Annotated in this window: 23 protein-coding genes; 10 read left to right on the forward strand and 13 right to left on the reverse strand. The window is 68.2% G+C overall.

Annotated elements, in window-relative coordinates; all coding sequences use genetic code 11:
• Positions 1 to 109: 109 nt before the first annotated feature.
• A complete protein-coding gene (lpdA, locus tag AB0J62_RS10005; protein ID WP_363866746.1) occupies positions 110 to 1489 on the reverse strand; it encodes a dihydrolipoyl dehydrogenase in 1380 nt (459 codons plus the stop codon).
• 185 nt (positions 1490 to 1674) lie between these two features.
• Between lpdA and AB0J62_RS10010 the strand changes: the two genes are divergently transcribed.
• Positions 1675 to 1989 (forward strand): hypothetical protein, encoded by a 315-nt coding sequence (locus AB0J62_RS10010; protein ID WP_363866749.1) that lies wholly within the window; start codon positions 1675 to 1677, stop codon positions 1987 to 1989.
• A complete protein-coding gene (locus AB0J62_RS10015) occupies positions 1986 to 2315 on the forward strand; it encodes a cupin domain-containing protein (protein WP_363866752.1) in 330 nt (109 codons plus the stop codon). The genes AB0J62_RS10010 and AB0J62_RS10015 overlap by 4 nt, the downstream gene beginning before the upstream one ends.
• On the opposite strand, the gene AB0J62_RS10020 is transcribed toward AB0J62_RS10015, so the two are convergent.
• A complete protein-coding gene (locus tag AB0J62_RS10020) occupies positions 2304 to 3797 on the reverse strand; it encodes a leucyl aminopeptidase (protein WP_363866755.1) in 1494 nt (497 codons plus the stop codon). The genes AB0J62_RS10015 and AB0J62_RS10020 overlap by 12 nt on opposite strands.
• 97 nt (positions 3798 to 3894) lie before the next feature.
• On the opposite strand from AB0J62_RS10020, the gene gcvT reads away from it, so the two are divergent.
• The 6 genes from gcvT to AB0J62_RS10050 all read left to right on the forward strand — a co-directional run bounded on the left by gcvT (position 3895) and on the right by AB0J62_RS10050 (position 11480).
• Positions 3895 to 4995 (forward strand): glycine cleavage system aminomethyltransferase GcvT, encoded by a 1101-nt coding sequence (gene gcvT, locus AB0J62_RS10025; RefSeq protein ID WP_363866758.1) that lies wholly within the window; start codon positions 3895 to 3897, stop codon positions 4993 to 4995.
• Between the two features lie 333 nt (positions 4996 to 5328).
• Positions 5329 to 6336: an ABC transporter permease gene (locus AB0J62_RS10030; protein ID WP_363866761.1), complete on the forward strand. Its 1008-nt coding sequence runs from the start codon at positions 5329 to 5331 to the stop codon at positions 6334 to 6336.
• A gap of 41 nt (positions 6337 to 6377) precedes the next feature.
• Positions 6378 to 8135: an ABC transporter substrate-binding protein gene (locus tag AB0J62_RS10035; protein ID WP_363866764.1), complete on the forward strand. Its 1758-nt coding sequence runs from the start codon at positions 6378 to 6380 to the stop codon at positions 8133 to 8135.
• 97 nt (positions 8136 to 8232) lie between these two features.
• Complete coding sequence (locus AB0J62_RS10040; RefSeq protein WP_363866767.1) at positions 8233 to 9225, forward strand: ABC transporter permease; 993 nt, start codon at positions 8233 to 8235, stop codon at positions 9223 to 9225.
• A complete protein-coding gene (locus AB0J62_RS10045; RefSeq protein ID WP_363866770.1) occupies positions 9222 to 10430 on the forward strand; it encodes an ABC transporter ATP-binding protein in 1209 nt (402 codons plus the stop codon). The genes AB0J62_RS10040 and AB0J62_RS10045 overlap by 4 nt, the downstream gene beginning before the upstream one ends.
• A 30-nt stretch (positions 10431 to 10460) precedes the next feature.
• Positions 10461 to 11480, forward strand: coding sequence for a dipeptide ABC transporter ATP-binding protein (locus AB0J62_RS10050; RefSeq protein WP_363866773.1), 1020 nt, complete (start codon positions 10461 to 10463; stop codon positions 11478 to 11480).
• A 51-nt stretch (positions 11481 to 11531) separates the two neighbouring features.
• Here AB0J62_RS10050 and AB0J62_RS10055 read toward each other — a convergent pair whose 3' ends face one another.
• Positions 11532 to 12074 (reverse strand): hypothetical protein, encoded by a 543-nt coding sequence (locus tag AB0J62_RS10055; protein WP_363866776.1) that lies wholly within the window; start codon positions 12072 to 12074, stop codon positions 11532 to 11534.
• Between the two features lie 141 nt (positions 12075 to 12215).
• Between AB0J62_RS10055 and AB0J62_RS10060 the strand changes: the two genes are divergently transcribed.
• Together AB0J62_RS10060 and AB0J62_RS10065 are read left to right on the forward strand one after the other, a co-directional pair.
• A complete protein-coding gene (locus tag AB0J62_RS10060; protein ID WP_363866779.1) occupies positions 12216 to 14408 on the forward strand; it encodes a histidine kinase in 2193 nt (730 codons plus the stop codon).
• Complete coding sequence (locus AB0J62_RS10065; protein WP_363867750.1) at positions 14296 to 14889, forward strand: response regulator transcription factor; 594 nt, start codon at positions 14296 to 14298, stop codon at positions 14887 to 14889. Before AB0J62_RS10060 ends, AB0J62_RS10065 begins: the two co-directional genes overlap by 113 nt.
• Here AB0J62_RS10065 and AB0J62_RS10070 read toward each other — a convergent pair.
• From AB0J62_RS10070 to AB0J62_RS10115, 10 genes are all read right to left on the reverse strand, one after another.
• Positions 14852 to 16156 (reverse strand): sugar ABC transporter permease, encoded by a 1305-nt coding sequence (locus AB0J62_RS10070; protein ID WP_363866782.1) that lies wholly within the window; start codon positions 16154 to 16156, stop codon positions 14852 to 14854. The genes AB0J62_RS10065 and AB0J62_RS10070 overlap by 38 nt on opposite strands.
• Positions 16153 to 16926: an ATP-binding cassette domain-containing protein gene (locus AB0J62_RS10075; protein ID WP_363866785.1), complete on the reverse strand. Its 774-nt coding sequence runs from the start codon at positions 16924 to 16926 to the stop codon at positions 16153 to 16155. The genes AB0J62_RS10070 and AB0J62_RS10075 overlap by 4 nt, the downstream gene beginning before the upstream one ends.
• A gap of 174 nt (positions 16927 to 17100) precedes the next feature.
• Positions 17101 to 18177 carry a sugar ABC transporter substrate-binding protein gene (locus AB0J62_RS10080; protein WP_363866788.1) on the reverse strand — a complete coding sequence of 359 codons (1077 nt, stop codon included), beginning with the start codon at positions 18175 to 18177 and terminating at the stop codon, positions 17101 to 17103.
• Positions 18178 to 18256: 79 nt separating this feature from the next.
• Positions 18257 to 19432, reverse strand: a complete 1176-nt coding sequence (locus AB0J62_RS10085) for an ROK family transcriptional regulator (RefSeq protein WP_363866791.1) — start codon at positions 19430 to 19432, stop codon at positions 18257 to 18259.
• 182 nt (positions 19433 to 19614) lie between these two features.
• Positions 19615 to 20448 (reverse strand): adenosylcobinamide-GDP ribazoletransferase, encoded by an 834-nt coding sequence (gene cobS / locus AB0J62_RS10090; RefSeq protein WP_363866794.1) that lies wholly within the window; start codon positions 20446 to 20448, stop codon positions 19615 to 19617.
• Positions 20445 to 20972, reverse strand: a complete 528-nt coding sequence (locus AB0J62_RS10095; RefSeq protein ID WP_363866797.1) for a bifunctional adenosylcobinamide kinase/adenosylcobinamide-phosphate guanylyltransferase — start codon at positions 20970 to 20972, stop codon at positions 20445 to 20447. The genes cobS and AB0J62_RS10095 overlap by 4 nt, the downstream gene beginning before the upstream one ends.
• A complete protein-coding gene (locus tag AB0J62_RS10100) occupies positions 20965 to 21771 on the reverse strand; it encodes an ECF transporter S component (protein WP_363866800.1) in 807 nt (268 codons plus the stop codon). Before AB0J62_RS10100 ends, AB0J62_RS10095 begins: the two co-directional genes overlap by 8 nt.
• A complete protein-coding gene (locus AB0J62_RS10105; RefSeq protein ID WP_363866803.1) occupies positions 21768 to 23378 on the reverse strand; it encodes an ATP-binding cassette domain-containing protein in 1611 nt (536 codons plus the stop codon). The genes AB0J62_RS10100 and AB0J62_RS10105 overlap by 4 nt, the downstream gene beginning before the upstream one ends.
• Positions 23375 to 24490 (reverse strand): CbiQ family ECF transporter T component, encoded by a 1116-nt coding sequence (locus AB0J62_RS10110; protein ID WP_363866806.1) that lies wholly within the window; start codon positions 24488 to 24490, stop codon positions 23375 to 23377. The genes AB0J62_RS10105 and AB0J62_RS10110 overlap by 4 nt, the downstream gene beginning before the upstream one ends.
• Positions 24474 to 25193, reverse strand: a complete 720-nt coding sequence (locus AB0J62_RS10115; protein ID WP_363866809.1) for an SCO2322 family protein — start codon at positions 25191 to 25193, stop codon at positions 24474 to 24476. The genes AB0J62_RS10110 and AB0J62_RS10115 overlap by 17 nt, the downstream gene beginning before the upstream one ends.
• Positions 25194 to 25298: the final 105 nt, after the last annotated feature.

A 25298-nucleotide genomic window follows, 5' to 3' on the forward strand; every position in this document is an offset into this window, starting at 1 on the left:
CGTCTGATCGGTCGAGTGTCAGCCTACGGTGCCGCCGGAACGCGCGAGATCCGGGTCACGGGCCCGTCACGCTCCAGCAGCTCAAACCTACTGGGACCAACCAGCAGGGTCAGTCATGGAAGTGCAAAGGTTTCCCGGCGAGCGCCATGTGCGCTTCGCCGAGGGCCTCGTTCTGGGTCGGGTGGGCGTGGACCAGCGGCGCGACGTCGGCCGGGTACGCCTCCCAGTTGTAGATCAGCTGCGCCTCGCCGATCAGCTCACCGACACGCGAGCCGACCATGTGCAGCCCGACCACCGCGCCGTCGCGAGCGCGGACCAGCTTCACGAAGCCGGACGTCTTCAGGATCTGCGACTTGCCGTTGCCGCCGAGGTTGTAGTTGAGGATCTCCACCTCGCCGTACCGCTCCCGGGCCTGCTCCTCGGTCAGTCCGACCGACGCGACCTCCGGCTCGGAGTACGTCACCCGCGGGATACCGGACTCGTCGATCGGCGTCGGCGCGAGACCCGCGAGATGCTCCGCCACGAAGATGCCCTGCTGGAAGCCGCGATGTGCGAGCTGCAGTCCCGGCACGATGTCGCCGACCGCGTACACGCCCGGCACGCTCGTCTGCAGCGTCGAGTCGACGGTCACGAAGCCGCGGTCGAGCGCGACCCCGACCTCTTCGTACCCGAGACCCGTGGTGTTCGGTCCGCGGCCGACGGCGACGAGCAGTACTTCGGCCTCGATCACCTCCCCGCCCGCGACAGTCACCTGTACGCCGGAATCCGTCACCGCGACGGACTCGAACGGCGTACCGGTCTTGAAGGCGATCTTCCGCTTCCGGAACGCCCGCTCGAGCGTCTTCGAGCAGTCCGGGTCCTCGGCCGGGACCAGCCGGGGGAGCGCCTCGACGATCGTCACGCGAGTGCCGAACGACGTCCACGCCGAAGCGAACTCGACCCCGATCACACCGCCGCCCAGGACCACGGCCGACTCCGGCACGCGGTCGAGTGTCAGCGCGTGCTCGCTCGCGATCACCCGGTTGCCGTCGATCTCCAGGCCCGGCAGCGAACGAGAGTAGGAGCCAGAGGCAAGGATCACGTTACGGCCGGTGTACGTCGTGTCGCCGACCTGGACCGTGGTGGGGGAGGTGAGCCGCCCCTCGCCCTCGACGACCGTGATGCCACGCGCCTTCAACTGCCCCTGCAGGCCCTTGAACAGCCGGTCGACCACGCCGTCCTTGTACTTGTTCACGCCGCCCATGTCGACGCCCTCGAGCGTCGTCCGGACCCCGAACTGCTCACCCTCGCGGGCCGAGTCGGCGACCTCCGCGGCGTGCAGCAGCGCCTTGGTTGGGATACATCCGCGATGCAGACAGGTCCCGCCGACCTTGTCCTTCTCCACCAGCGCCACCGACATACCGAGCGTCGCGGCGCGCAGTCCGGCGGCATAACCACCGCTGCCGCCGCCGAGAATCACCAGGTCGTACGTCGTCCCACTGTCAGTCACAGGTTCCTCCGTGAGTCAGGTCCAAGGCAGGCGGTCCCGGATCGCGGTTCCGGCCCGGCGCAATCTTGTCACCGATCGGGCCCCGATCCACTCCGGGGCCGCCCCGGACCGGGCGCGTCGCTACCACCCGCAACCGTTATCCAGGATTTCGGCCGTGACTTGCACACATAGTGGACACTTACCTCATGAAGTGGTTCGGTCGCCGGCGGAAGGCCGGAACGATGCGCCGGGCGGAGACTCCGGACCAGGCGCACCTGAAGGAGTTCGTCCAGACCCGCCAGGGCGTCGAGGGATTCGTCGAGCCGCGGACGGCGGTCACGGAGTACACCCTGCTCCTGGTGGCGATCGACGGTGAGTGGACCCGCCGCCGGGTCCCGTCGGTGCAGTGGGCCCACAACTTCGCCAACAAGCTCGGCATCCCGTCGTACGACGCGGCCGTGGTCGGGTATCCGCCCCGCATGCGCGAGTACAACGCCCGGATGAAGAAGAACGGTCGGTGAAGGAAGAGCACGAGTTCTTCGCGACCGGCGAGCTCGCCTGGGTGGACACAACCGACGGGATCTCGGAGCGAGTGCTGAGCCGCGATCCGGATGGAACGCTGACCAGGCTGGCCCGCTGGGCGCCCGGCACGTTGTCGGGCGAGGAAATCATCCGCCACGAATATGTCGAAGAGGTCTACCTGCTCGAGGGCGAGTTGACCGATCTCACCCTCGAGCAGACGTTCCGGCCCGGCGACTATGCCTGCCGGCCGCCGGGCATGCCGCACGGCCCCTATAGAACAGAGACCGGCTGCACCATGCTGGAGATTCGCTACTCAGCTCGCTGAGGCGGCCAGTTCGATCAGGGTGCGGACCGCGTAACCGGTGCCGCCGTTGGGGATGTAGCCCGAGGCGCCGCCGTCGTTGAAGGCGGGGCCGGCCACGTCCAGGTGCACCCAGTCGATGCCCTCGGCAACGAAGTCGCCGAGGAAGGCGGCCGCCGCCAGCGCGCCGCCCCAGGCCTCGCCGGTGATGTTGGCCAGGTCCGCGACCTTCGAGTGCGACTTCAGCTTGTCGAGCATCTCGGCCGGGATCGGCAGCGGCCACATCGACTCGCCGGCCGCGAGCGCGGCGTCGACCACCCGGTCCCGCGCGCTGTCGGTGTTCGCGAACGCGCCGGCCACCTTGGTGCCCAGGGCAACGACACAGGCGCCGGTCAGGGTCGCCACGTCGACGATCAGGTCGGGCTGGTCCTCGGACGCCCGCACCAGCGCGTCGCCGAGCACGAGCCGGCCCTCGGCGTCGGTGTTCAGCACCTCGACGGTCTTGCCGCCATACATCGTCAGTACGTCGGAGGGCCGCGCCGCCGAGCCGGACGGCATGTTCTCGGCCATCGCGGCGTACGTCGTCACCTGCACCGGCAGGCCGAGCCGCGCGATGGCGAGCGTCGCGCCGATGACGGCGGCCGCGCCGGCCATGTCGGACTTCATGCTGACCATGCCGGTCGACGTCTTCAGCGAGAGGCCGCCGGAGTCGAACGTGATGCCCTTGCCGACGAACGCGAGGTGCGTGACCGGCTTGCGCGGCGTGTAGCTCAGCCGGACCAGCCGCGGCGGGTTGGTCGAGCCCTGGCCGACGCCGAGGATGCCGCCGTACCCGCCCTTGGCGAGCGCCTTCTCGTCGAGCACCTCGACCTTGACGCCGTACTCCTTGCCGAGCTTGACCGCGTCCGCGGCGAACTCGACCGGGTGCAGGTCCGACGGCGGGGTGTTGACCCAGTCGCGCACCTGCGCGACGGCGTCCGCGGTCACCTCGGCGCGCTCGAGCGCGGCCTTGGCCTCCTTGTTGCGGGCCAGGTCGGTGAGCAGGGTCAGGTTGCCCGGCGCTTCAGAGCTGTCCGAGGACTTGTACGCCGTGAACGCGTAGCGCCCCATCAAGGCGCCCTCGGCCACCGCACGCACGCACTCCGCGTCGGGGGTCGGCAACGCGAACGCGACCGACTGCGAGATCTTCACCGCGCGCACACCGGTGCCGGCCGCGGTCCGCAGGTCTTCGGTCTTCAGCTCGCCGTCAGGGGCAGCCCCGAGACCGACCGCGATCAGCGTCGCGGACTTGCCCGGCTTCGGCCCGGGCACCTTCGTCACCTCCCCGGCCTTGCCGGTGGCGCCGAGTCCGGACAGCACCTCCACCAGCTTCCCGCCGTACGCGGCGTTCAGCGACTCCGTGCCGGCCGGCAGGGCGACGCTGCCGCCGAGTTTGACCACGCCGATGACTACGGCGTCGGTCTTGACGCCGGCGGCATCTGACTTGCTCAGGGTGATGGTGGTCACGAAATCCTCAGTCCTCCTTGACCGGCGGGCAGGCAGCCGGTCGTGACGGTACGTGCATGCTGCCTCCGCATGCTACGCGTCGGGTAGTTTCCCCTCCATGACCGAGTCGCCTGTTCTGAAGAAGTCCCCGTTGCACGAGCGCCACGTCGCGCTCGGCGCCAAGTTCGCCGAGTTCGGCGGCTGGGAGATGCCGTTGGAGTACTCCGGTGTCGTCGCCGAACACACCGCGGTCCGTACGTCGGTGGGCGTCTTCGACGTGAGCCACCTGGGCAAGGCGACCGTGAAGGGCCCGGGCGCCGCGGCGTACGTGAACGCATGCCTGACCAACGACCTGGGCAAGATCGCGCCGGGCCAGGCGCAGTACACACTGTGCTGCAACGAGCGCGGGGGAGTGGTCGACGACCTGATCGCGTACCTGCACGGTGACGACGACGTGTTCCTGATCCCGAACGCGGCCAACACCGCCGAGGTCGTCCGGCTGCTCCAGGCTGATGCCCCCGACGGCGTCGAGGTCACGAACGTCCACGACGACTACGCGATCCTCGCCGTCCAGGGCGCGAACAGCGACGAGGTCGTGGCCGCGATCGGCCTTCCCACGGGACACGACTACATGGCTTTCGCGACAGCCGACTTCGGCGGTACGCCGGTTGTCGTGTGCCGCACTGGTTATACGGGCGAGCGCGGGTACGAGCTCGTCGTACCGAACGCGGCCGCGGTCGCGGTGTTCGACGCGCTGCTGGAGGCCGGGAAGCCGCACAACATCGTGCCGGCCGGCCTCGGCGCTCGCGACACCCTGCGGACCGAGATGGGCTACCCGCTGCACGGGCAGGACATCACGCCCGACATCACGCCGGTACAGGCGCGTTCCGGATGGGCCGTGGGGTGGAAGAAGGAGCACTTCTGGGGCGACGCGGCCCTGCGTGCCGAGAAGGAGAGCGGACCGACGCGGATCCTGCGCGGTCTGCGGGCAGCCGGACGGGGTATTCCGCGGCCGCACATGACGGTTCTGGACCAATCCGGAACGGCGCTCGGTGAAGTCACGTCCGGGACGTTCTCACCGACCCTCAAGAAAGGCGTCGCGCTGGCGCTGCTGGACGCGACGGTAAAGGAAGGCGACCAGGTAACGGTCGACATCCGGGGCCGTCAGGAACTGTTCGACGTGGTCAAACCGCCGTTCGTCACCGTCCACGTCCGGTAAGGCGATTTTGGTCACATTCTGTAATATCGTGGCACAAATTGGACACTGTCGGTACTGTGCCGACGCGTTTTGCGCAGAATTGACTGCGAACAGTGACGATTCGGGGCAAATGTTCCGTTCCAGTACCCGTTCCGGTAACGATTTGTGCACTGGTGCCGGGCACCGCTGGTTTGGTGTCACAGTGTCAGGCAGGCTAGCCCGCGGTTGTGGGAGATCGGCCCTGTCAAGGGGATTTGACGGGAGCCCTCCACAAAGCAAAGGCTCGGCACGCTATCCACCGATAAGTGCCGGATCTGCGGACCGAAATCCGGCCGACTGACTGACGGAGTGCGAATGAGTATTGGGTCGCCCGACTCGACCGTAGGGATCGAGGACCACCCGGCCTCGGCGGAGCCGGTCCGCACCGCGGCCACCCCGCACGGGAAGTCGCCCAGCCGGATCGCGTTCGACCGGTTGCGCAAGGACCGGGTTGCGGTGATCTGTGCGTCGATCGTGCTGTTCTTCATCCTGATCGCGATCTTCGCGCCGCTGCTGGCCAAGCTCGAGGGCCAGGACTACAGCACGTTCCACACCGACCTGATCGACGAGTACGGGTACCCGACGATCAGCTTCAACGCCTCGCACTGGTTCGGCATCGAGCCGAAGACCGGCCGGGACAACTTCGCCCGCTGGGTCTACGGCGCCCGCCCGTCGCTGATCATCGCGTTCCTGGCCACCGTCGTCGGCACCGTGATCGGCGTCGTGATGGGTCTGCTGGCCGGCTTCCTCGGCGGCTGGGTCGACCGCGTGATCTCCTGGCTGATCGACTTCGTGCTGAGCCTGCCGTACCTTCTGTTCGCGATCGCGTTGGTGCCGATCGTCGAGTCGATGCGCGGCGGTTCGTTCAACCTGACGCCGCAGGAACAGGCGTCGATCCGCTTCTACGTACTGATCTTCGTGCTCTCGTTCTTCGGCTGGGCCGGCCTGGCCCGGATCATCCGGGGCGAGGTGCTCTCGCTGCGCGAACGTGAGTTCGTGCTCGCCGCCAAGGCGATCGGCGTACCGACCCGGCAGGTTCTGTTCAAGGAGCTGCTGCCCAACCTGGTCGCCCCGATCGTCATCTCCGCCTCACTGGCGCTGCCCGCCTATGTGACCGCGGAGGCCGGACTTTCGTTCCTCGGTGTCGGACTGGTCGAGCCGATCCCCTCCTGGGGTCAGACGATCTCCGTCGCCACGAACTGGTTCAAGGCCGACCCGATGTACCTCTGGCTGCCCGTGATCGGGATCACCGCTCTGGTGCTCGCCCTCGCGCTGCTCGGAGACGCCATCCGGGACGCCTTCGACCCCAAGACTCGCCGGTAGTTCGGCGATTGCCCCAGCGGCAGAAAAGGAGAAACCCGACCATGCAGTGGAAACGGATAACCGCGGTTGCGGCGACGGTCATGCTGGCCGCCGTGGCCTGTGGCAGCCCGTCCTCGAACAGCGGCAACAAAGGTGACACCAACAGCACGGGGGGCGCTCAGGTAAAGGCTACGGACCCCACTGCGAAGGGCCCCGCACCTGACGTTGACGGCGCGAAGAAGGGCGGCACGATCACCGTCCTGAGTGACGTGACGCCCGACACCTTCGACCCGACGAACATCTACTACGTCGATGGCAACCAGATCGGCAAGCTGTTCTACCGGGCGCTGACGCAGTACCGCCTGGACGGCCCGGACCACAAGCCGGTCCTGGTTCCGGACCTGGCCGAGGACCTCGGCACGAAGTCCGCGGACGGCCTGACCTGGACGTTCAAGCTGAAGCAGGGCATCAAGTACCAGGACGGCACGCCGGTCAAGGCCGCCGACTACGCGTACGCGATCAAGCGGTCCTTCGCCCACGACCTGTACGACGCCGGACCGACGTACCAGCAGCAGTTCTTCCTGGACGGCGACAAGTACAAGGGCCCGTACGGCGCCGGTGGCGCCAACTACAAGGGTGTCGAGACGCCGGACGACAACACGCTGGTCATCCACCTGGCGAAGAAGTTCGACGACCTGCCCTACTACGCGGCGTTCCCGATGTTCACGCCGATCCCGCAGGCCAAGGACACCCAGAAGAACTACGAGCAGCACCCGATGGTGACCGGTCCGTACCAGGTCCAGTCCTACACCCCGGGTACCGAGCTCAAGCTGACGAAGAACCCGAGCTGGGACCCGAACACCGACCCGGTGCGGCACCAGTACGTCGACGGCTGGGACTTCAAGTTCAGCCAGGACCTGATCAAGGCCCAGCGTCAGGTGCTGGCCAGCTCCGGTCCGGACGCGAACGCGCTGAACTACACCAACCTGGACGTCTCGCTGCTTCCTGAGGTCAAGGACCAGTCGCAGCTCGTCAAGGGCCAGTCGCCGTGCACGATCATGTACACCATGGACACCCGGAAGATTCCGCTGGAGGTCCGCAAGCTGATCGCCAAGGCGCACCCGTACGACGCGTGGCGCAAGGTTGCCGGTCTGAACCCGACCGACGACCCGCCGGCCTCCACGATCCTGCCGCCGGCCGTCCCGGGCTTCGACAAGTACGAGCTCCCGGGTCTGACCGGAACCGGTAAGGGCGCCGAGGACGACGCGGTGGCCGCCGAGGTCAAGTCCGAGCTGGCGAAGCTCGGCAAGTCGAACTTCGAGCTCAGCTGGTACTACTCGATCGACGACAAGATCTCGACCCAGACCACGCAGCTGCGCAAGCAGATGTTCGAGAAGGCCGGCTTCAAGGTCCGCGCCATCGGCGTGCCGAAGGCGAAGATCCGTACCTTCACCGGTGACCAGAACGCTCCGGTCAACATCGGCAAGACGCCGACCGGTTGGTGCTCCGACTGGCCGAGCGGCACGAGCTGGTTCCCGGTTCTGTTCAAGTCGGACGCGATTGCCCTGGGCAACAGCGTCGGTCAGCTGCAGGACAAGGCGCTGGACGCCGAGATCGACGCGGTCACGGCCAAGTCGCCCGACGACCAGCTGAAGGAGTGGAAGAACGTCGACAAGGACATCCTGGAGAAGTACCTCCCGGTCCTGCCCTTGTACTACAGCTCGACCAACTCGCCGGTCGGTAAGAACATCGGGCACGCGATCAACGACCCGACACAGGGTATGCCCGAGTTCACCTCGATGTTCCTGAAGCAGCCCTGATCCAAGTCCGTTCTGAAGTAGTAGTCAGTCATTGAACGGTGATGTGGTGCCCGGACCACCGTCCGGGCACCACATCGATCGGTGAGGAGACAATCCCGTGCTCTATTTCGTGGCGCGCCGAATGGTCAGCGCGCTCAGTGTCGTGTTGGCAACGCTCATCGCGACCTTCGCGCTGTTCTTCGTTGCGCCGACCGACCCGGCCGGTGCGATCTGCGGTGAGCGTCAGTGCACCCAGCAGCGCTACAACGAGATCAAGAAGAACCTGCATCTCGACCAGCCGAAAGTGCAGCAGTTCGCGGAGTACACCGCGGGAATCTTCACCGGCCGCGACTTCACCACCTCGGGCGTGACGCAGCACTGCGCGGCGCCCTGCCTGGGCTTCTCGTTCAAGAACGACCGTCCGGTCACTGAGATGATCAAGACCCGGTTCCCGGTGACGGTCTCGCTGGTGGTCGGGTATGCCGTGCTGGTGCTGACGATAGGTGTGTTCGTCGGCTCGATGGCGGCCAAGAGACGCGGGACCCTGGGCGACCGGGCACTGATGACCAGCACGCTGGTGGTCAGTTCGGTGCCGTACTACATCGTGGCGCTGATGGTCGCGCTCTATCTGACCGTGCTCTATCCGATCCTTCCACGGGGTGAATGGACACCACTGTCGGAGAATCCGGCGAAATGGGCAGCCGGTCTGCTGACACCCTGGCTGGTGCTCGGCATCTACAACTGCACCGCGTACGCGCGGTACTCACGCGGCTCGATGGTCGAGACGCTGAGCGAAGACTTCATCCGGACCGCGCGGGCCAAGGGCCTGTCCGACCGCGTGGTCACCTACAAGCACGCCCTGCGCTCCGGGTTGATCCCGGTCGTGACGATCTTCGGTCTGGATGTCGCCGGCAGTCTCGGCGGCGCGATCTTCACCGAACGGATCTTCGACCTCCCCGGCCTCGGCGTCCTGGTGCTGGACAGTTTGAACAGTTATGACCTGCCGGTGATCATGGGCACCGTGCTGGTCGCCTCCGTGATCATCGTCGTGATGAACCTCTTGGTGGACATCGGCTACAGCCTGATCGACCCGCGGGTGAGGCTGTCGTGAGCACCCCAGCGCCCGAGGACAGAGCCCCCGAGGACAGGGCTCCCGAAGACACGGTTCCCGAAGACCGGAAGGACAGCATGGCCGAGAGCGCAGCCATTCCGCCGGCCGCCGCCGCGGCGGCCAAGCGTGGCCCGTCGGTCGCCACCCGCGAGCGCCGCGAGGGTTCGATCAACCCCAGCGGTGAGACTCCGTACCTGGTGGTCGAGGACCTGAGTGTGAAGTTCCCGACCGCGGACGGTCTGGTCAGCGCGGTGAACGGGCTGAGCTACTCGGTCCCGCTCGGCCGCACGCTGGCGATCGTCGGCGAGTCCGGCTCCGGCAAGTCGGTGTCGAGCATGGCCGTGATGGGCCTGCACGACCGCAAGCGCACCCGCATCAGCGGGTCGATCCGGCTCGGCGGTGACGAACTCATCGGCCTGAGCGAGAACGACCTGATGAAGATCCGCGGCGACGCGGTGTCGATGGTGTTCCAGGACCCGCAGTCCTCGCTGCACCCGCTGTACACGATCGGCAACCAGCTGGTCGAGGCGTACCGCGTGCACCACAAGGTCTCCAAGGACGTCGCCAAGAAGCGGGCCCTGGAGATGCTCGAACTGGTCGGCATCCCGAACCCGCCGCGGCGCTTCGCGCAGTACCCGCACGAGTTCTCCGGCGGTATGCGACAGCGCGCGATGATCGCGATGAGCCTGATCAACGACCCGAAGCTGGTGATCGCCGACGAGCCGACCACGGCTCTGGACGTGACCGTGCAGGCGCAGATCCTGGACCTGCTGAACAACCTGCAGAAGGAGTTCGGCTCCGCGATTGTGCTGATCACTCACGACCTCGGTGTGGTGGCCGAGATGGCCGACGACGTCCTGGTGATGTACGCCGGGCGCTGCGTCGAGTACGGCACCGCGGCCGACGTACTGGCGAACCCGCGGATGCCGTACACCTGGGGTCTGCTCGAGTCGATCCCGACCGTCTCCGCGGCGAACGAGCGGCTGCGCCCGATCAAGGGTCTGCCGCCGTCGCTGCTGAACCTGCCGGACGGCTGTTCGTTCAGCGCCCGGTGCCCGTACGTCGAGCGGGTGAAGGGTGAGCTCTGCACCACCCAGCTGCCGGAGCTGCTGCCGGTCGACGGCGCCGGTGCCCATACGTCCCGTTGTCACCTGCACGACAAGGCCTCGATCTACGAGGCCGAGGTCGCGCCGAGACTGGGCTGACAGCAGAGATTTGACAGGGACTGAGGAGATATGAGCGAAACTCTGTTGCAGGTCCGCGACCTGAAGATGCACTTCCCGATCAAGGAAGCGGCCGGACTCGGCCGGACCAAGAAGGTCGTGCAGGCCGTGGACGGCGTCAACTTCGACCTGAAGGCGGGCGCGAGCCTGGGCCTGGTCGGTGAGTCCGGGTGCGGCAAGTCGACCACCGGCCGGATGATCACCCGGCTGCTGACCCCGACGGCCGGCCAGATCCTGTTCAAGGGCACCGACATCGCGCAGCTGAAGGAGCGGGACCTGCGCCCGTTCCGCCGGCAGCTGCAGATCGTGTTCCAGGACCCGTACAGCTCGCTGAACCCGCGCCAGACGGTCAGCAACATCGTCAGTACGCCGCTGCGCGTGCACAACCTGGTCAAGAAGGGCAAGGAACTCGCCCGGGTCCAGGAGCTGCTGGAGCGGGTCGGTCTGAACCCGGAGCACCACAACCGGTACCCGAACGAGTTCTCCGGCGGTCAGCGGCAGCGCATCGGCATCGCCCGGGCGCTCGCGGTGGAGCCCGAGGTGATCATCGCCGACGAGCCTGTGTCCGCACTGGACGTGTCGATCCAGGCCCAGGTGATGAACCTGCTCGAGGACCTGCGGCGCGATCTCGGCATCGCGTTCGTGTTCATCGCGCACGACCTCGGCGTGGTCCGGCACTTCTGTGACGAGGTCGCAGTGATGTACCTCGGCAAGATCGTCGAGCAGGGCTCGCGGGACCAGATCTACAACGCCCCGCAGCACCCGTACACGCAGGCGCTGCTGTCGGCGGCGCCGGACCTGGGCACGATCCGCGGCGTTCCGCCGAAGGAGCGGATCCGGCTGGTCGGCGACGTACCTTCGCCGATCGACCCGCCGAGCGGCTGCCGGTTCCGGACCCGTTGCTGGAAGGCCGAGGACATCTGCGCCACCCAGGAGCCGCTGCTGGAGATCAAGCCGCAGTCGACCCCGGGCCACACGGCCGCCTGCCACTTCGCGGAGCCCAAGGAAGACCTGACCGCCGCCTCCGCGTAGCCAACGGAGAAAGCCCCCGTCAACGACGACGGGGGCTTTCTCGTTGATCGGTCAGTGCTGTTCGGTGACGAGCAGTGCGCCGAGGGTGGTCCAGCAGACACCCCAGAGGGCGATGGCAACGAAGTGGGGTACGTCGCCCAGTGCCAGGCCGATCGGGATGGTCAGGGGCCAGAGGCCCGTGATCAGCGGCAGTACGCGGGCCGGGCCGGACCAGAGTCGGGCTCGGAGGATCGCGATACCGGCAACGATCAGGCCCAGGGCGGACAGCATCATGCAGGCGCTGAAGAACGGGATCGCGCGGTCCTGGTCCACCACCGCGTAGAAGTGTGCCAGCGCGAACAGCGTCATCGTGACAGCGACGGCGCCCAGAACCTTGTGGGCAACGGGTACGGCGGACGTCGCGCGACGCAGGCCGAGCACGCCGGCGGTGGCCAGCAGGGCGCTCGCGCCGGCGAAGCCGAACCACGCGCTGTCGGCGACGTTCGCGTCGATCGCGGCGACGGTGCCGGCCGCGACGATGCCCAGTCCACCGACGATCGTCGTCCAGCCGAGCGGACGCACTGCGGGGCGGGCGGCGGTTGTGATGGTGCTCATCGGAAGTTCCCCCTCAGGGAGCGGTTTGTGATGTCTCCAGGCTCGGTGCGGGCCGACCGAGGTCGACAGGGGAGGGAACCCGGGTCGGCCGGGACATTTGCCTAGAGACAGCGGGTATCCCGGCACCGCACCATGGGCACTGTGAGCATCGATCGCAGAACCTGGGTGGGGATTGTGCTCGGCCTGGTCCTGGTCGAGGCGATGGCCGCGCTCGTCGGGGCGGTGGCGACCGGGCTCAGTTTCGCGGCAGCCCGGGACAGTTTCATGATCCCCAACCTCGCTGTCGGGCTCAGTTGTGCTGTATCGGGCGGTCTGATCGCATGGCATCGGCCGCGGAACTGGCTGGGCTGGCTGCTGCTGGGTGCGGGGATCGCGCAGACCGGTACGCCGGCTGTGACGCCGTGGCTGATCCACGCCCTCGAAGGCTCTGGTTCGGCACAGCTGCCCGCGACCCTGTATTCGGCGTTGTGGCCGTGGTCGGTCAGTCTGTTCATCCCGCTCGCGTTGCTCGTCTTCCCCGACGGCAGGCTTCCGGGTCGGGCCTGGCTCCCGGTGCTGGTCGTTGTCCTCGTCAACGCTCCTTTGCAGATCCTGCTCTTCAGCGCGGACCGCAATCCGCTGGCCTCAGTGCGGGAGCTCGGTCCGGCGGCCCGGGACCGGGCTGTGTCCTGGTTGCGGATTCCGGCGCTCGACGGGCTGATCCCGCTGCAGACCATCTCGGATCTGCTGCTTGCCGTCACGTTGCTGGCGGCAATCGTCGGGTTGGCGGTCCGCTATCGGCACGGCGATGAACGGGTACGTCGGCAACTGCTCTGGTTGTTGCTGGCAGCAATGATCACGGCTGTGTTGATCGCGTCGTCGCGCTTGGCCGGACCGATCGACAGCACCGGGTTCCCGATCATCTTGTTGACGCTGGTCGCACTGATCCCGGCATCGATGACGGTCGCCGTACTGCGGTACCAACTGCTCGACATCCGGCTGGTCTGGTCCCGGACGGTGACCTATCTGCTGCTGACGGTCGCGGTCGCGGCTACCTACCTCGCCCTGGTGGAGTTGGCCGATCGGTTGCTCCGTCCTCGGATCAGTGCGAGCGGAGCCGTGCTGGCCACGCTGCTCGTGGCGATCGGGTTCAATCCGGTGCGCGTTCGGCTGCAGCGGCTCGTGGATCGCTTGTTCTACGGGGATCGCGCCAATCCGGTCCGCGCGGCGTCGTCGGTTGCGGCACAGTTGGCGGGGGCGTCGGAGCCTGCCGACGTACTGCCGGCGGTGTGTCACGCGTTGCGTCTTCCGTACGCCGCGCTGACGGATGAGGCCGGCGTGATCCGCGGGGAGCAAGGGAGCCGGCCGTCCGTGCTGGTGGCCGTTCCACTGCTGCATGCGGGTGAACGCGTCGGTGAGCTTCAGGTCGGAGTACGGCCGGGGGAGAGCCGGTTGTCCGCGGCGGATCGGGTTGTGCTCGAGTTGATGGCGGCGCCGCTCGGGGTGGCGTTGCGAGCGCAGGCGTTGTCCGACGCCGTACAGCAGTCGCGGCGGGAACTTGTCGCCGCGCGCGAGGAGGAGCGACGCCGGTTACGGCGGGATCTGCACGACGGGTTGGGTCCGGCGCTGACCGGGATCGGGTTCCGCGCCGACGCGGTGATGAACCTCGCGGACGATCCCGCGCGATCGCTCGCCGCCGAGATCCGTGCGATCGTCGACACTGCGATTGCCGACGTACGACGGCTGATCAACCAGCTGCATCCGTCCGCGTTGGACGACGTCGGGCTGGTGGAAGCGGTACGGCGGCATGCGGCGCTTGTCGACCGGCGCGGCGACGGATCACCTTTGCGGATAACCGTTGAGGCCGATGCGGTGCCCGACGGATTGCCGGCGGCCGTGGAAGTCACGGCGTACCGGATCGTCATGGAGGCGCTGACGAATGTCGCGCGGCATTCGCGAGCGGGTAACGCCGAGGTTCGGATCAGTGGCGATGCGCAGACGCTCAGGTTGTCGATTGTCGACGACGGACCTGCAGCCAATGGACGCTGGGTGCCGGGTGTCGGGCTGACGTCGATGCGCGAACGGGTGACCGAGCTGGGGGGCACGCTGGTGGCGGAAGGTAGTGCGACCGGCGGCCGCGTTCAGACCTGCCTGCCGTTGGGGTTTCGCGATGACCGTCCGGGTGGTGCTGGCCGACGATCATCCGGTCGTACGGGACGGGTTGCAGGTGCTGCTCGCCTCGGTGGACGGGATCTCCGTGGTGGGCGTCGCGGAGAACGGCCAGGAGGCGGTCCGCGCCGCGGTGACGCTGCAGCCCGACGTACTCGTGATGGACATCCATATGCCCGGCGGTGATGGTGTCGCCGCGACGAAGGAGGTCGCTCGCGTGGCGCCGGCGGTCGGCGTACTCATGTTGACGATGCTGGACGACGACGAGACTGTGCGCGCCGCAGTACGGGCGGGTGCGGCCGGTTATGTGCTGAAAGGGTCGTCGCAGCAACAAATCGTGCGGGCGATCCAGGCGGTTGCCGCGGGCGACTCGATCCTCGGGTCCGGGGTCGCCCGTCATGTCCTGGACGCGGCCGCTGGGCGAGTGAGTGCGCCGCCGGATCCCTTGCAGGCATTGACACCCCGCGAACGTCAAATCCTTGAATTGCTGGCCAGCGGATTGTCGACAACCGCCATGGCGGCTCGGCTCGCCCTCACGCCGAAGACCGTCAACAACAACCTGTCGACGATCTTCGGCAAACTCGGCGTCGCCAACCGAACCGAGGCGGCCCTGTTCGCCCGCGGCGCCCTCAGGCCCGCCCGTGCGCCTGACGACTCCGCCGACTGAGCGAGTCGATGGTGACGGCGATCAGCAGTACGCCGGCAGTCACCATGTAGCGGACACTCGAGTCCAGGCTCAGCAACGCCAGGCCGTTGGAGATCGACATGATCACCAGCGCCCCGAGCAGCGCGGAGTACGCCGAGCCGCGGCCGCCGAACAGGCTGGTGCCACCGATCACGGCTGCCGCGATCGCATTCAGGTTGGTGTCCGCGCCGCCGCTGCTCTGGTTCACCGCGACCAACCGGGCCGCGGCGAGCAGACCGCCGACGGCGGCGAACGTCGAACAGGCCGCGAACACGGACAGGTAGATCATCCGCACGTTGATACCGGCCCGCCGGGCGGCCTCCACGTTGCCGCCGACCGCGACGACGGAGCGGCCCCACCGGGTACGCCGCACTGTCAGATCGGTCGCGACCACCAGCGCGAGGAAGAGCAGGAACATCGACGAGACACCGCGGTCACCGTTGAGGATCAGCACGGGGATCAGCAGCACGAGCGCCAGCGCAGCGGCCTTGATCGCGATCATCGAGGTCGGCGCCGTCGAGAGACCGGCCGTGGCCCGCGCGCTGCGAGTGCGGAGCCGGGTCAGCACGTAGAGCGCGACGACGACCGCGATCAGGACGTAGGCGAGCGCCGGGGAGAGGAAGCTTCGCGTCGCGAAGCCGACCAGCGCCGAGTCGTACGGAAGGTTGAGCGAACCTTCCTTGCCGAGCACCAGCAACTGCAGCCCCAGGAATCCCAGCAGACCGGCCAGCGTGATCACGAAGCTCGGCACGCCGAAGCGTGTGTAGAGCGCGCCGTAGAACATGCCGATCACCAGGCCGAGTGCGACACCGGCCAGTAGCGAGAGCACGAGCGGCCAGCCCTTGTTGACGAACGTGACTCCGAGTACCGCGGCCGACAGGCCGCTGACCGAGCCGACGGAGAGGTCGATCTCGCCGAGGAGCAGGACCAGGACGATGCCTAGGGCAATTACTCCGACCGAGGTGGTCTGCAGCGTCAGGTTCACCAGGTTGCGGCTGGACAGGAAGGAGCCGTTCGCGATCTGGAAGACCGCCCAGATGATGATCAGACCGACGACCACCGGTACCGAACCCAGGTCGCCGGAGCGGAGCCGGGCGGTGAAGGCGGAGACGGCGCCGCTGATCCCGCTGGTCGCGATCAGCCGTTCGTCCTGCAGGTCGGCCGGAAGCTGGTCGATCCCGTTCGCTTCGGGTGTGGCCGGCGTACCGGTGACGTCCTGGGGACGGGTGCCCGATCCGTGCAGGCTCATGATGCGGGACCCTCCTCCCGGCTTCGGCGCGCTGCACGCTCCGAGACCGCATTGTCGGTGGCGCCGGTGATGGCGGCGATGATGTCCTGCGTCCTGGTCTCGCTGACCACGAAGACGCCGTTGTTGCGGCCCAGACGCAGTACGGCGACCCGGTCGGCGACCGCCATCACGTCGGCCATGTTGTGGCTGATCAGGATCACGGCCAGGCCGCGTTCGCGCAGCCGCTCGACCAGGTTGAGGACCTCGGCGGTCTGAGCGACGCCGAGGGCCGCGGTCGGTTCGTCCAGCATCACGACCTTGGGCCGGCCGAGCAGGCTGCGGGCGATCGCGACGGTCTGCCGCTGGCCGCCGGACAGGCTGGCGACCGGGATCCGGACCGACGGGATCTTCGCGGACAGCTGCCGGAGCAGCTCCCACGACTGGCGTTCCATCTCGACCTCGTCGAGTACGCGGCCCTTGCGGAGCTCGCGGCCGAGGTACAGGTTCGCGACGACGTCGAGGTTGTCGCACAGCGCCAGGTCCTGGAACACGGTGGCGATCCCGAGCTGCTGCGCCTCGGCCGGACTGCCGACGCGTACTGCGCGGCCGTCGAACACCATCGTCCCGTCGTCGGCGGTGTAGACACCGGCGATGGTCTTCACCAGCGTCGACTTGCCGGCGCCGTTGTCGCCGACCAGCGCCAGTACCTCGCCGGCTCGGACGTCCAGCTCGATGTTCTTCAGGGCCTGTACGGCGCCGAACCGCTTGGAGATCCCTTGCAGTGTCAGCACGGTACCGGCGCCCACATCGGGAGGGGCCGGGGTAGCCGAGGGAAGTGTCACGAGATCAGCCTCCAGGACTTATTTCACGCCATGATCCTCGCCGGGGGCGCGGTTGGGGAGAGGTCCGGCGTAGCCCCCCGCACCTCACTGCGGGGGGCTACGCCGAGGGCGGGCCGGTTTCGACTAGTTGCTGGACAGGCCAGCCGCGGCGCAGGCGGCGGCGAACGACGCGGTGCAGATGTCGCTGACCTTGTAGATGTTGTCCTTGATCACGGTGTCCTTGATGTTGTCCTTGGTCACCGCGACCGGGTCGAGGATCGTCGACGGGACGCCGCTCTTCTCGGTGGTCGACTCCGGCTTGCCGCCGTTCGCCAATGCCACCGCGCCCTTCGCGGCGGCCTCGGCTTGCGGCTTGACGGCCTTGTAGATCGTCATCGCCTGGTCGCCGGCGACGATCCGCTGGATCGCGGCCAGCTCCGAGTCCTGACCGGTGACCGGCGGCAGCGGCTTCACGCCACCGCCCTTGAGCGCCGCGATCGCACCGCCCGCGGTGCCGTCGTTGGCGGCGTACACACCGACCAGGCCGTTCTTGATCGCGCTCAGCTGGCCTTCCATCCACGCCTGCGCCTTGTCCGGGCTCCAGTCCGGGGTGTCGAACTCGGCGGCGATCTTGAACCCGCTCGAGTCGAGCACGCTGTGCGCGCCCTTCTTGAAGTCGGCGGCGTTCGGGTCGGTCGGCGAGCCGTTGATCATCGCGATGTTGCCCGAGGTCTTGCCGGCCGCCTTCAGGTCGTCCACCAGGGTCTGCGCCTGAAGCTTGCCGACGGCCTCGTTCTCGAACGAGACGTAGTAGTTGGCGTTCTCGATGAACCGGTCGTATGCGACCACCGGGACGTTCTGCCCCTTCGCGGAGCTGACGACCGCCGCGGCGGCCTTACCGTCGACCGGGTCGAGCACGAGCACGTTCGCACCCTGGGTGAGCGCGGCCTCGGCCTGCTGTTGCTGCTTCGACGCGTCCTGGTCGGCGTTGCTGTAGATCAGCTCGCAGTTACCGCAGGCGGCCTTGAGGGCCTCGGTGAACAGCGGGCGGTCCAGTGCCTCGTAGCGGGTGGTCTTGGACTCGGGCAGCAACAGCGCGATCTTCTTCGCGCCGCCTGAGCCGCTGCCGGAGTCGTCGTTCGAGCCGCAGGCCACCAGGGAGACGGCCAGGGCCGAGACGGCAATGCCGAGCCCGACGAGACGAGTTGCAGAGAAGGACATATGGCGACTCCTTGACGAGACGGCCCGATTGGCCTGCCCGAAGTCAAGCTCCCCTGAGTCTTGGCGTCAAGACTTGAATTCAAGAAATGGAGATATTGGTATGACTCAGCACCGACGCGCGGTGGATCGCGCCGACGATGTCGGCCTCGTCGCCGAGCGCTGCGGGGCGCAGCTCGACGGTCGCGGCGGCGCTCGGGATCGCGCACCGGTCGAGCGCTTCCCGCAGCGGCGCGAGGATGAGTTCGCCGGCCTCGGCCATCAGGCCGCCGACGACGACAACCTCCGGGTTGAGCAGGTTCACCACCCCGGCCACCGCGACGCCGACCCGGCGGCCGGCGTCCTCGATCACGCGGCGGCAGCCGACGTCGCCGCCGAGGGCACGGATCACGATGTCCTTCAACCGCAGCGGTCCGTGCGAGGCGGCCAGGCTGTTGATCAGCGCCCGCGAGCCGACGAAGGTGTCCAGGCAGCCGCGGTTGCCGCACCGGCAGATCGGCCCGTTCTCGTCGATCGTGACGTGCCCGATCTCGCCCGCCGTACCCGCCGAGCCGCGGAACACGTCGCCGTTGATCACGATCCCCGCGCCGACGCCGTACGAGAACTTCAGATAGCAGCCGTTGCGTACGCCGCGGAGCGCGCCGGCCCGCAATTCGCCCAGCGCAGCAAGGTTCGCGGTGTTGTCGAGGGCCACCGGGGCGCGGAGGTGACCGGCCATCGCCTCGGTCACGTTGACGCCGCGCCAGCCCGGCAGGACGGTGTCGGAGCCGGCCTCGCCGCTGACCGAATCCACCGGCATCGGCAGCCCGAACCCGATCGCGGAGATGTTCTCCACACCCGAACTGACCGTCTCGGCGAGGTCGGCGAGCAGCCGGGCGGCCCGCTCCATGCCGTCGTCGGCGACGTGGTCGGCCTGCAGCGGCATCAGCTGCTGGGCGAGGATCTCGCGGGACTCGTCGGCGATCGCGACCCGGACGTCACGCTCGCCGAACGCGACACCGGCGAGCAGTCCGCCGCCGGACGCGAGGGAGACGAGCACGGCGCGGCGGCCGTTGCGGATGCTGCGGGACAGGCCGACCATGCCGGCCTGGTCCAGCTCCTTGACCATGTTCGACACGGTGGCCGCGGACAGGCCGGACGCGGCGGCGATCTCGACCTGGGTGAGTGGGCCGTGCTGCCGGACGACCCCGAGAACGCGCGCACGGTTGGCTTCGCGCAGCGAAGCCTGCGATCCCGGCGCCGGGCGGGTTGCGTTCATTACATAAAGATAACGGATCGCGGGGCGAGCGTGCTCGCTTCGCGCTCGTGAACCAGGAACATCTTGTGCAACCTCGCTGTCACTACCCCACCAGAACGTTCAACGGCGACAGTAGACCACTTCGGTTCGAGGGTGGTGGAGGCAGGCTTTCAGACGGCTTTCGGGCGGCTTTCAGGCGGCCTTCAGGCGGCCAGGGCGAGGGCGAGCAGGGTCAGCGGGAGGGCCAGTTCGATGGTTGCGCCGAGGACGTCGCCGGTCGTGCCGCCGAGGGCGGTCCGTGCGCGGCGGGTGGTGGCGAAGCTCGTCGCGACGGCGAGCAGGACCGCGGCGGCCGAGCCTGCGAGGCGGCTCGGGGACGGCCAGGTCAGGGCGAGGGCGGCGGCGAGTACGACGGTTGTGGCGATGGTGGCTGTGAGCGGGCGGACGGTGCCGGCGACGAACGTGCCCAGGCCGTCGGGGCGCGCTGCGGGGACCGACGTACGGCAGGACCAGGGGAGGGTGAGGCGGCTCGCGGTGGTGGCGATCAGGATGGCTTGCCAGCCGTAGCCGAACTGGATGCAGGCGGTGAGGGCCGCGACGTCGAGGAGCAGTACGCCGACGATCGCGACGACACCGAACGGGCCGATGTCGCTCTGCTTCATGATCCGCAACATCGTCTCGCGATCCCGCCGGGAGCCGAGCGCATCCGCGAAATCAGCCAACCCGTCGAGGTGCAATCCACCCGACAGCGCGGCAATCACCAGCACTCCCAGCACGGCCGCCAGCAGGTCCGCGTCAGGCTTCACCAGCTGGGCCAGCGCAATCACGCCCGCCGCAACCCCGCCGATGACCACTCCCACAACCGGCGCCAACACCATCGCCCGCCCACCAACCACCCGATCGACCCGCGACGGAACACCCGCCGGCAGCACCGTGAGCGTCCCGAAGGCCAGCCGCACCGCATCAAGCCACCCGCCCGAGACGGGCAGGGCGCCGTCTGCGGCGTCCGATGGCGGGTCTTGAGGTGGCAGTGTCATGTGAGGGGGAGGGTTCGGCCGGCGATTGTCCAGAGGACCTGGTCTGAGGCGAGGGAGATGGTGGTGTTGAGGCGGCCCATCAGGTCCCGGAAGAGGCGGGTGCCGGAGTCGGCCGGGACGATGCCGGAGCCTACGTCGTTGCTGACGGCAACCACTCGGCGAGGAGTGGCGGACCAGGCGTCGGCCAGTTCCGCGATCTGCTGCTCGATGGCGTCGGCGCCCTGCAGGTTGGTCCAGACGTCGGCCGCGTCCATGGTTCGGGACAACCACAGGGTCAGGCAGTCGATGAGGAGTGGCGGACCGGCTGCCGCAAGGAGCGGGATCAGGTCGATCGTCTCGGCCAGACCCCACGAAGCCGGCCGGCGGGCCTGGTGTTTGGCGACGCGGGCGGCCCACTCGGCGTCGCCGGAGTCGTCTCCGCCCGTGGCGACGTACAGGACATCGGGCTCGGCGGACAGCAGGCGTTCGGCGGCGATGGATTTGCCGGAGCGGGCTCCGCCCAGGATGAGGGTTCGGTCAGACATCGGTCCTCCGCTCGAAAACCACAGGCGCCTCGAACGCCGCCTTCCGCGCCGTACGACGGAATGCGTTCAGGATGGGACGCCCCAGCACCAGGACCAGTACGGCGGACAGGATGCCGCGCGGGATGTCCCAGCCCAACGAGGTCGCCACCACGAACAGGAAATACCGGTGCAGATTCGCCGCCAGGGCATCACCCGGGATGAACGAGAACGCGCTGCCGAACGTCGCGTACGGCCAGAACCACAGGTTCATGATCACGCCGTACAGCACGCCCGAGACCAGCGAGTACGCCGCCAGCAGCAGCAACTCCAATCGCCCGCCGACCCGCGGCAACAGCCCCGCCAGACATCCCACCCACGCGCACGCGAACATCTGGAACGGCATCCACGGCCCGACCCCGCCGCTGATCAACGCCCCGCCCAGCAGCGACACCGCCCCGAGCACGAAACCGAACCCGGCGCCGAACGCCCGCCCCGCCAGCACCAGCAGGAAGAACCCCGGCTCGAGCCCCGCCGTCCCCGGACCCAACGCCCGCAACGCCGCACCGACCGCGGCGAGCATGCCGACCAGCGAGATCACCTTGGCGTCGATCCCGGACTCGGACAGCTCCGCGAGGACGACGGCCACCAGCAACGGCAGCAGCAACACGAACAACCACGGCGCATCCGTCGTGTGACCGATCGCGGACGCACCCGCCTGCGACGTCCGGAAGAACAGCGGCCACGCGAATGCGAGTACGCCGACGAGCGACGCCACCAGCAACATCGCCGTACTTCGTGGCTTGAGCCGGATCAGCCTCACGACGCGCGCTCCAATGCGTCCGCGACCTCTCCGACGGTCAGGAACGGCAGCGGAGCAAGGATCTTCGCCACCTGCGGCGCGAACGTCGGCGACCCGGCAATCACCTCGGCCGCCTCGCCATCACTCACCAACTCGCCCTCGGCGAGCACCATCACGCGGGTCGCGACCTCGGCCACCATCTCCACGTCGTGCGTCGACAGAATCACCGCATGTCCGGCCGCGGCGAGCTCCCGCAGGATCGCGACCAGCCGCCGCTTGGCGCCGTAGTCCAGCCCGCGCGTGGGCTCGTCCAGCAACAGCAACGGCGGAGCGCCACACAGTACGACGGCCAGCGCCAGGCAGAGCCGCTGTCCCTCGGACAAGTCCCGCGGATGCAGGTCCAGAGCCACATCTGGTGCCAGCCGCTCGAGGAGTGCACGGCAACTACCTGCCGGGACTTTGAAGTCGGAGTCCGCGGCGGCACACTCCTCGGCGACCGTGGCGGCATACAGAAGATCCGCAGGCTCTTGTGGGACCAGTCCCACGGCCTTCACCAGCTGCGCCGGCTTCATCTGGTGCGGGTCTGTACCGGATGCGACTGCAGCGCCCGACCGAGCCGGCAGGATGCCGACGAGGGTGTTGAGCAGTGTGGACTTCCCGGCGCCGTTGCGGCCCATCAGTGCGACGACCTCACCGGACCTGACGCTGAGCGACACCCCCCGCAACGCCATCACGTTGCCATAGCCAACGACCAGATCGCGGCACCGGGCCAGCTCATCACCTAGCGCGGCAGCCGACCGCACCGGTGCAGCGCTGTCCAGCTGACGACGCAGCGCGACCGCAGCCCGCCGAGCGTCCCGCACGGACAGGGGGAGCGGCGACCAACCAGCTAGCCGCCCCAGCTCGACTACGGGTGGTGCGACTGGTGCGGCGACCATGCGGTCAGCGGGCAGCCCTGTCGATACAGCAGCGGCACCACCCGGTACTTCGATCACGCGGTCGGCGTACTGGATCACGCGCTCGAGCCGGTGCTCCGCCAGCACCACAGTGACACCCAGGTCGTGCACCAAGCGCTGCAGCGCAGCCAGCACTTCTTCGGCTGCCTGTGGGTCGAGCGCAGACGTCGGCTCATCCAGCACGAGTACGGCGGGATGCGACGTGAGCGCTGCTCCGATAGCGGTCCGCTGCCGCTGGCCGCCCGACAGCGACGTCAGCGCACGGTCCCGTACGTCGGCCAGCCCCAGCAGGTCCAGCGTCTCCTCGACGCGTCGCCGCATCACGTCCGGCGCCATACCCAGCGACTCCATGCTGTACGCGAGCTCGTCCTCGACCGTGTCGGTGACAAAGCCTGCCATCGGGTCCTGGCTGACCATCCCGACCACGTCCGCGAGGTCCCGCGGCCTGTACTCCCGAGTGTCCCGCCCGTCGACGAGGACCCGGCCGGACAGCGTGCCGCCGGTGAAGTGCGGTACGAGTCCGTTGATTGCCCGCAGCAGTGTGGACTTGCCGGACCCGGTCCGCCCGATCACGAGTGCCAGCTCACCCTCCGGGACGATCAGGCTCACGTCCCGCAGCGCCGGCTCGCTGGCGCCGTCGTACGTCACAGACACGCGGTCGAACTCGATCATGCGACCGCCTTCTTCAACGGAGGTGCGGCCAGCGCAGGCACCAGTCCGATCAATACGCCGACAACCGGCAGCAGCGGAACCGGTGGGACGACCAACGGACCGTCCAGCAGCAGGCCGTGCACTCCACGCACTGCGGCGGTCACCATCGCTCCCGCAGCCACCGCACCGGCCGCCACGACCAGCCACTCGGGCAACGCCCACGGGTCAGGCCGGTACCGCGTCCGTGCCACCCGCCGGCGCCCGACAGCCATCGCACCGACCGCCAGCAGTACGCCGATCGCGAGTGCGCCCCCGGCGAGCGGGAACGACATGGAGTCGGTCAGCAACGCGTAGACGCCGAGCAGGATGCCCAGCAGTCCGAGTAACACGCACAGTGCCGTGAGCCGACGCTGAGCCCGCGGGGCATGCGCCGTACGGCCGTAGCCGCGGGAGTCCATTGCGGCAGCGAGCTCCACCGACCGGTCCAGTGCGCCTTCCAATACGGGCATGGCCGTCGTACGGAAGGAGGCACGGGTGCGGCCACGCAAACGGCGGGCCGCGCGGATGCGTCGCCCGTCGGTCACCAGTTGAGGTGCGAAGGTCAGTGCAACCACACAGGCCACGCCCATCTCGTAGAGGGCGGCTGGCAACGACTTCAGCAGGCGCCGTGGACTGGCCAGTGCGTTGGCAGCACCTACGCAGCAGAGCATGACGGCCAGCTGCCCACCGTCGTACAGTGCGGTCACCAGAGCCTCTGCCGTCACCTCTCCGCCGAGCTTGACGCCCGCAGCCCAATCAGGCAACGGGAGCTGCGGCAGCGTGAACAGCACCGTGGTGCCCTGCGAACGGGTCGACAGGAGCGCTTGCAGGACCACGCGGATGCCGATCACCAACAGGCCGAGTTTCAAGAACGCAGTGAAGCTGTATGCCCACGGAGCATCGCTCCGGCGGGCTGCCACGACGAATCCGGTCACCGCGAGGATCAGGACCAGGAGGACCGGGTTGCGGGTCCTGCTGGCCGCCACAGCCATGCAGAGTGCCCACAACCACCATGCCCCCGGGTGGAGTGCCCGGGGGAGTGTCAGGCGGTGGACGGCGCGCACTGCTGGTCGGCTCCTACTTGGCCGCAGCACGGCGGCGGTTGAGGAAGAAGCCGCCTCCGCCGAGCAGGATCACGACGACTGCCGCGATGATGATGCCGGTCCAGGGGGCTCCGCTGTCGTCCTTCGAGGACGCGGCCGGTGTCGGCTGCACGGCCGTCGAACCCACTGCCGGGCCGACCTGCAGCGTGACCGGGGCGTCGGTAGCGGGGACGTTGATGCTCTTCACCTGGTCGCCGCAGCCCTTGGACGGGTAGCCGGCGATGCCGCAGGTGAGGCCCTTCTCGATCCGGACGGGTGCGACCGCGGCCAGGACCTGTGCGCCGTTCGACTTCGGATCCGTCACCACACAGGTGCCGGTCGGCTGGGGCGGAGTGTCACCGGTGACGGCGTCCTCCGGCGTACCGGGGTCGACGACCAGCGCCACCCGCTTCTTGCCGGTCTCGGCCGGGGTCTTGCCGCAGATCGCGTCGAAGTCGCCGGCGGCCCGGGGCACCCGTGGCTTGGCGCCGCCGACGGCGAACCGCCAGCCCTCGACGCCGCCGTCGGCCGGGACGTAGGCGTCGGCGCCCTTCTGGGAGAAGGTCCACGCGCCGTTGGTCCACTGGTAGTAACCCCAGAACCGATAGCCGTCCTCGGCCTGGGCGGTGCTTGTTGTGACGGTTGCGACAGTCCCAGCCAGCAGGAGACCCGCCAGCAGGCTGAAGACCAGTCGTACGGTCCGATGTGCAGTCATCTCGTGTCCTCGTTCGGGCCGCAGCCCGGTGGAGGAGGTCCCGCCTGCACCGGCAGGGTAGGGGCTCCACCCGCGGACCACGGCGGGTAGGTGAGCCTGTCTGCC

The sequence above is a fragment of the Kribbella sp. NPDC049584 genome, assembly GCF_040675555.1.
Lineage (GTDB): Bacteria > Actinomycetota > Actinomycetes > Propionibacteriales > Kribbellaceae > Kribbella.

Excerpts from the sequence above, each read along its gene's own strand:
- AB0J62_RS10010 (WP_363866749.1), top strand. The coding sequence starts at position 1,675 with ATGAAGTGGTTCGGTCGCCGGCGGAAGGCCGGAACGATGCGCCGGGCG.
- gcvT (WP_363866758.1), top strand. The coding sequence starts at position 3,895 with ATGACCGAGTCGCCTGTTCTGAAGAAGTCCCCGTTGCACGAGCGCCAC.
- AB0J62_RS10030 (WP_363866761.1), top strand. The coding sequence starts at position 5,329 with ATGAGTATTGGGTCGCCCGACTCGACCGTAGGGATCGAGGACCACCCG.
- AB0J62_RS10035 (WP_363866764.1), top strand. The coding sequence starts at position 6,378 with ATGCAGTGGAAACGGATAACCGCGGTTGCGGCGACGGTCATGCTGGCC.
- AB0J62_RS10050 (WP_363866773.1), top strand. The coding sequence starts at position 10,461 with ATGAGCGAAACTCTGTTGCAGGTCCGCGACCTGAAGATGCACTTCCCG.
- AB0J62_RS10055 (WP_363866776.1), bottom strand. The coding sequence starts at position 12,074 with ATGAGCACCATCACAACCGCCGCCCGCCCCGCAGTGCGTCCGCTCGGC.
- AB0J62_RS10070 (WP_363866782.1), bottom strand. The coding sequence starts at position 16,156 with ATGAGCCTGCACGGATCGGGCACCCGTCCCCAGGACGTCACCGGTACG.
- AB0J62_RS10080 (WP_363866788.1), bottom strand. The coding sequence starts at position 18,177 with ATGTCCTTCTCTGCAACTCGTCTCGTCGGGCTCGGCATTGCCGTCTCG.
- AB0J62_RS10085 (WP_363866791.1), bottom strand. The coding sequence starts at position 19,432 with ATGAACGCAACCCGCCCGGCGCCGGGATCGCAGGCTTCGCTGCGCGAA.
- cobS (WP_363866794.1), bottom strand. The coding sequence starts at position 20,448 with ATGACACTGCCACCTCAAGACCCGCCATCGGACGCCGCAGACGGCGCC.
- AB0J62_RS10095 (WP_363866797.1), bottom strand. The coding sequence starts at position 20,972 with ATGTCTGACCGAACCCTCATCCTGGGCGGAGCCCGCTCCGGCAAATCC.
- AB0J62_RS10105 (WP_363866803.1), bottom strand. The coding sequence starts at position 23,378 with ATGATCGAGTTCGACCGCGTGTCTGTGACGTACGACGGCGCCAGCGAG.
- AB0J62_RS10115 (WP_363866809.1), bottom strand. The coding sequence starts at position 25,193 with ATGACTGCACATCGGACCGTACGACTGGTCTTCAGCCTGCTGGCGGGT.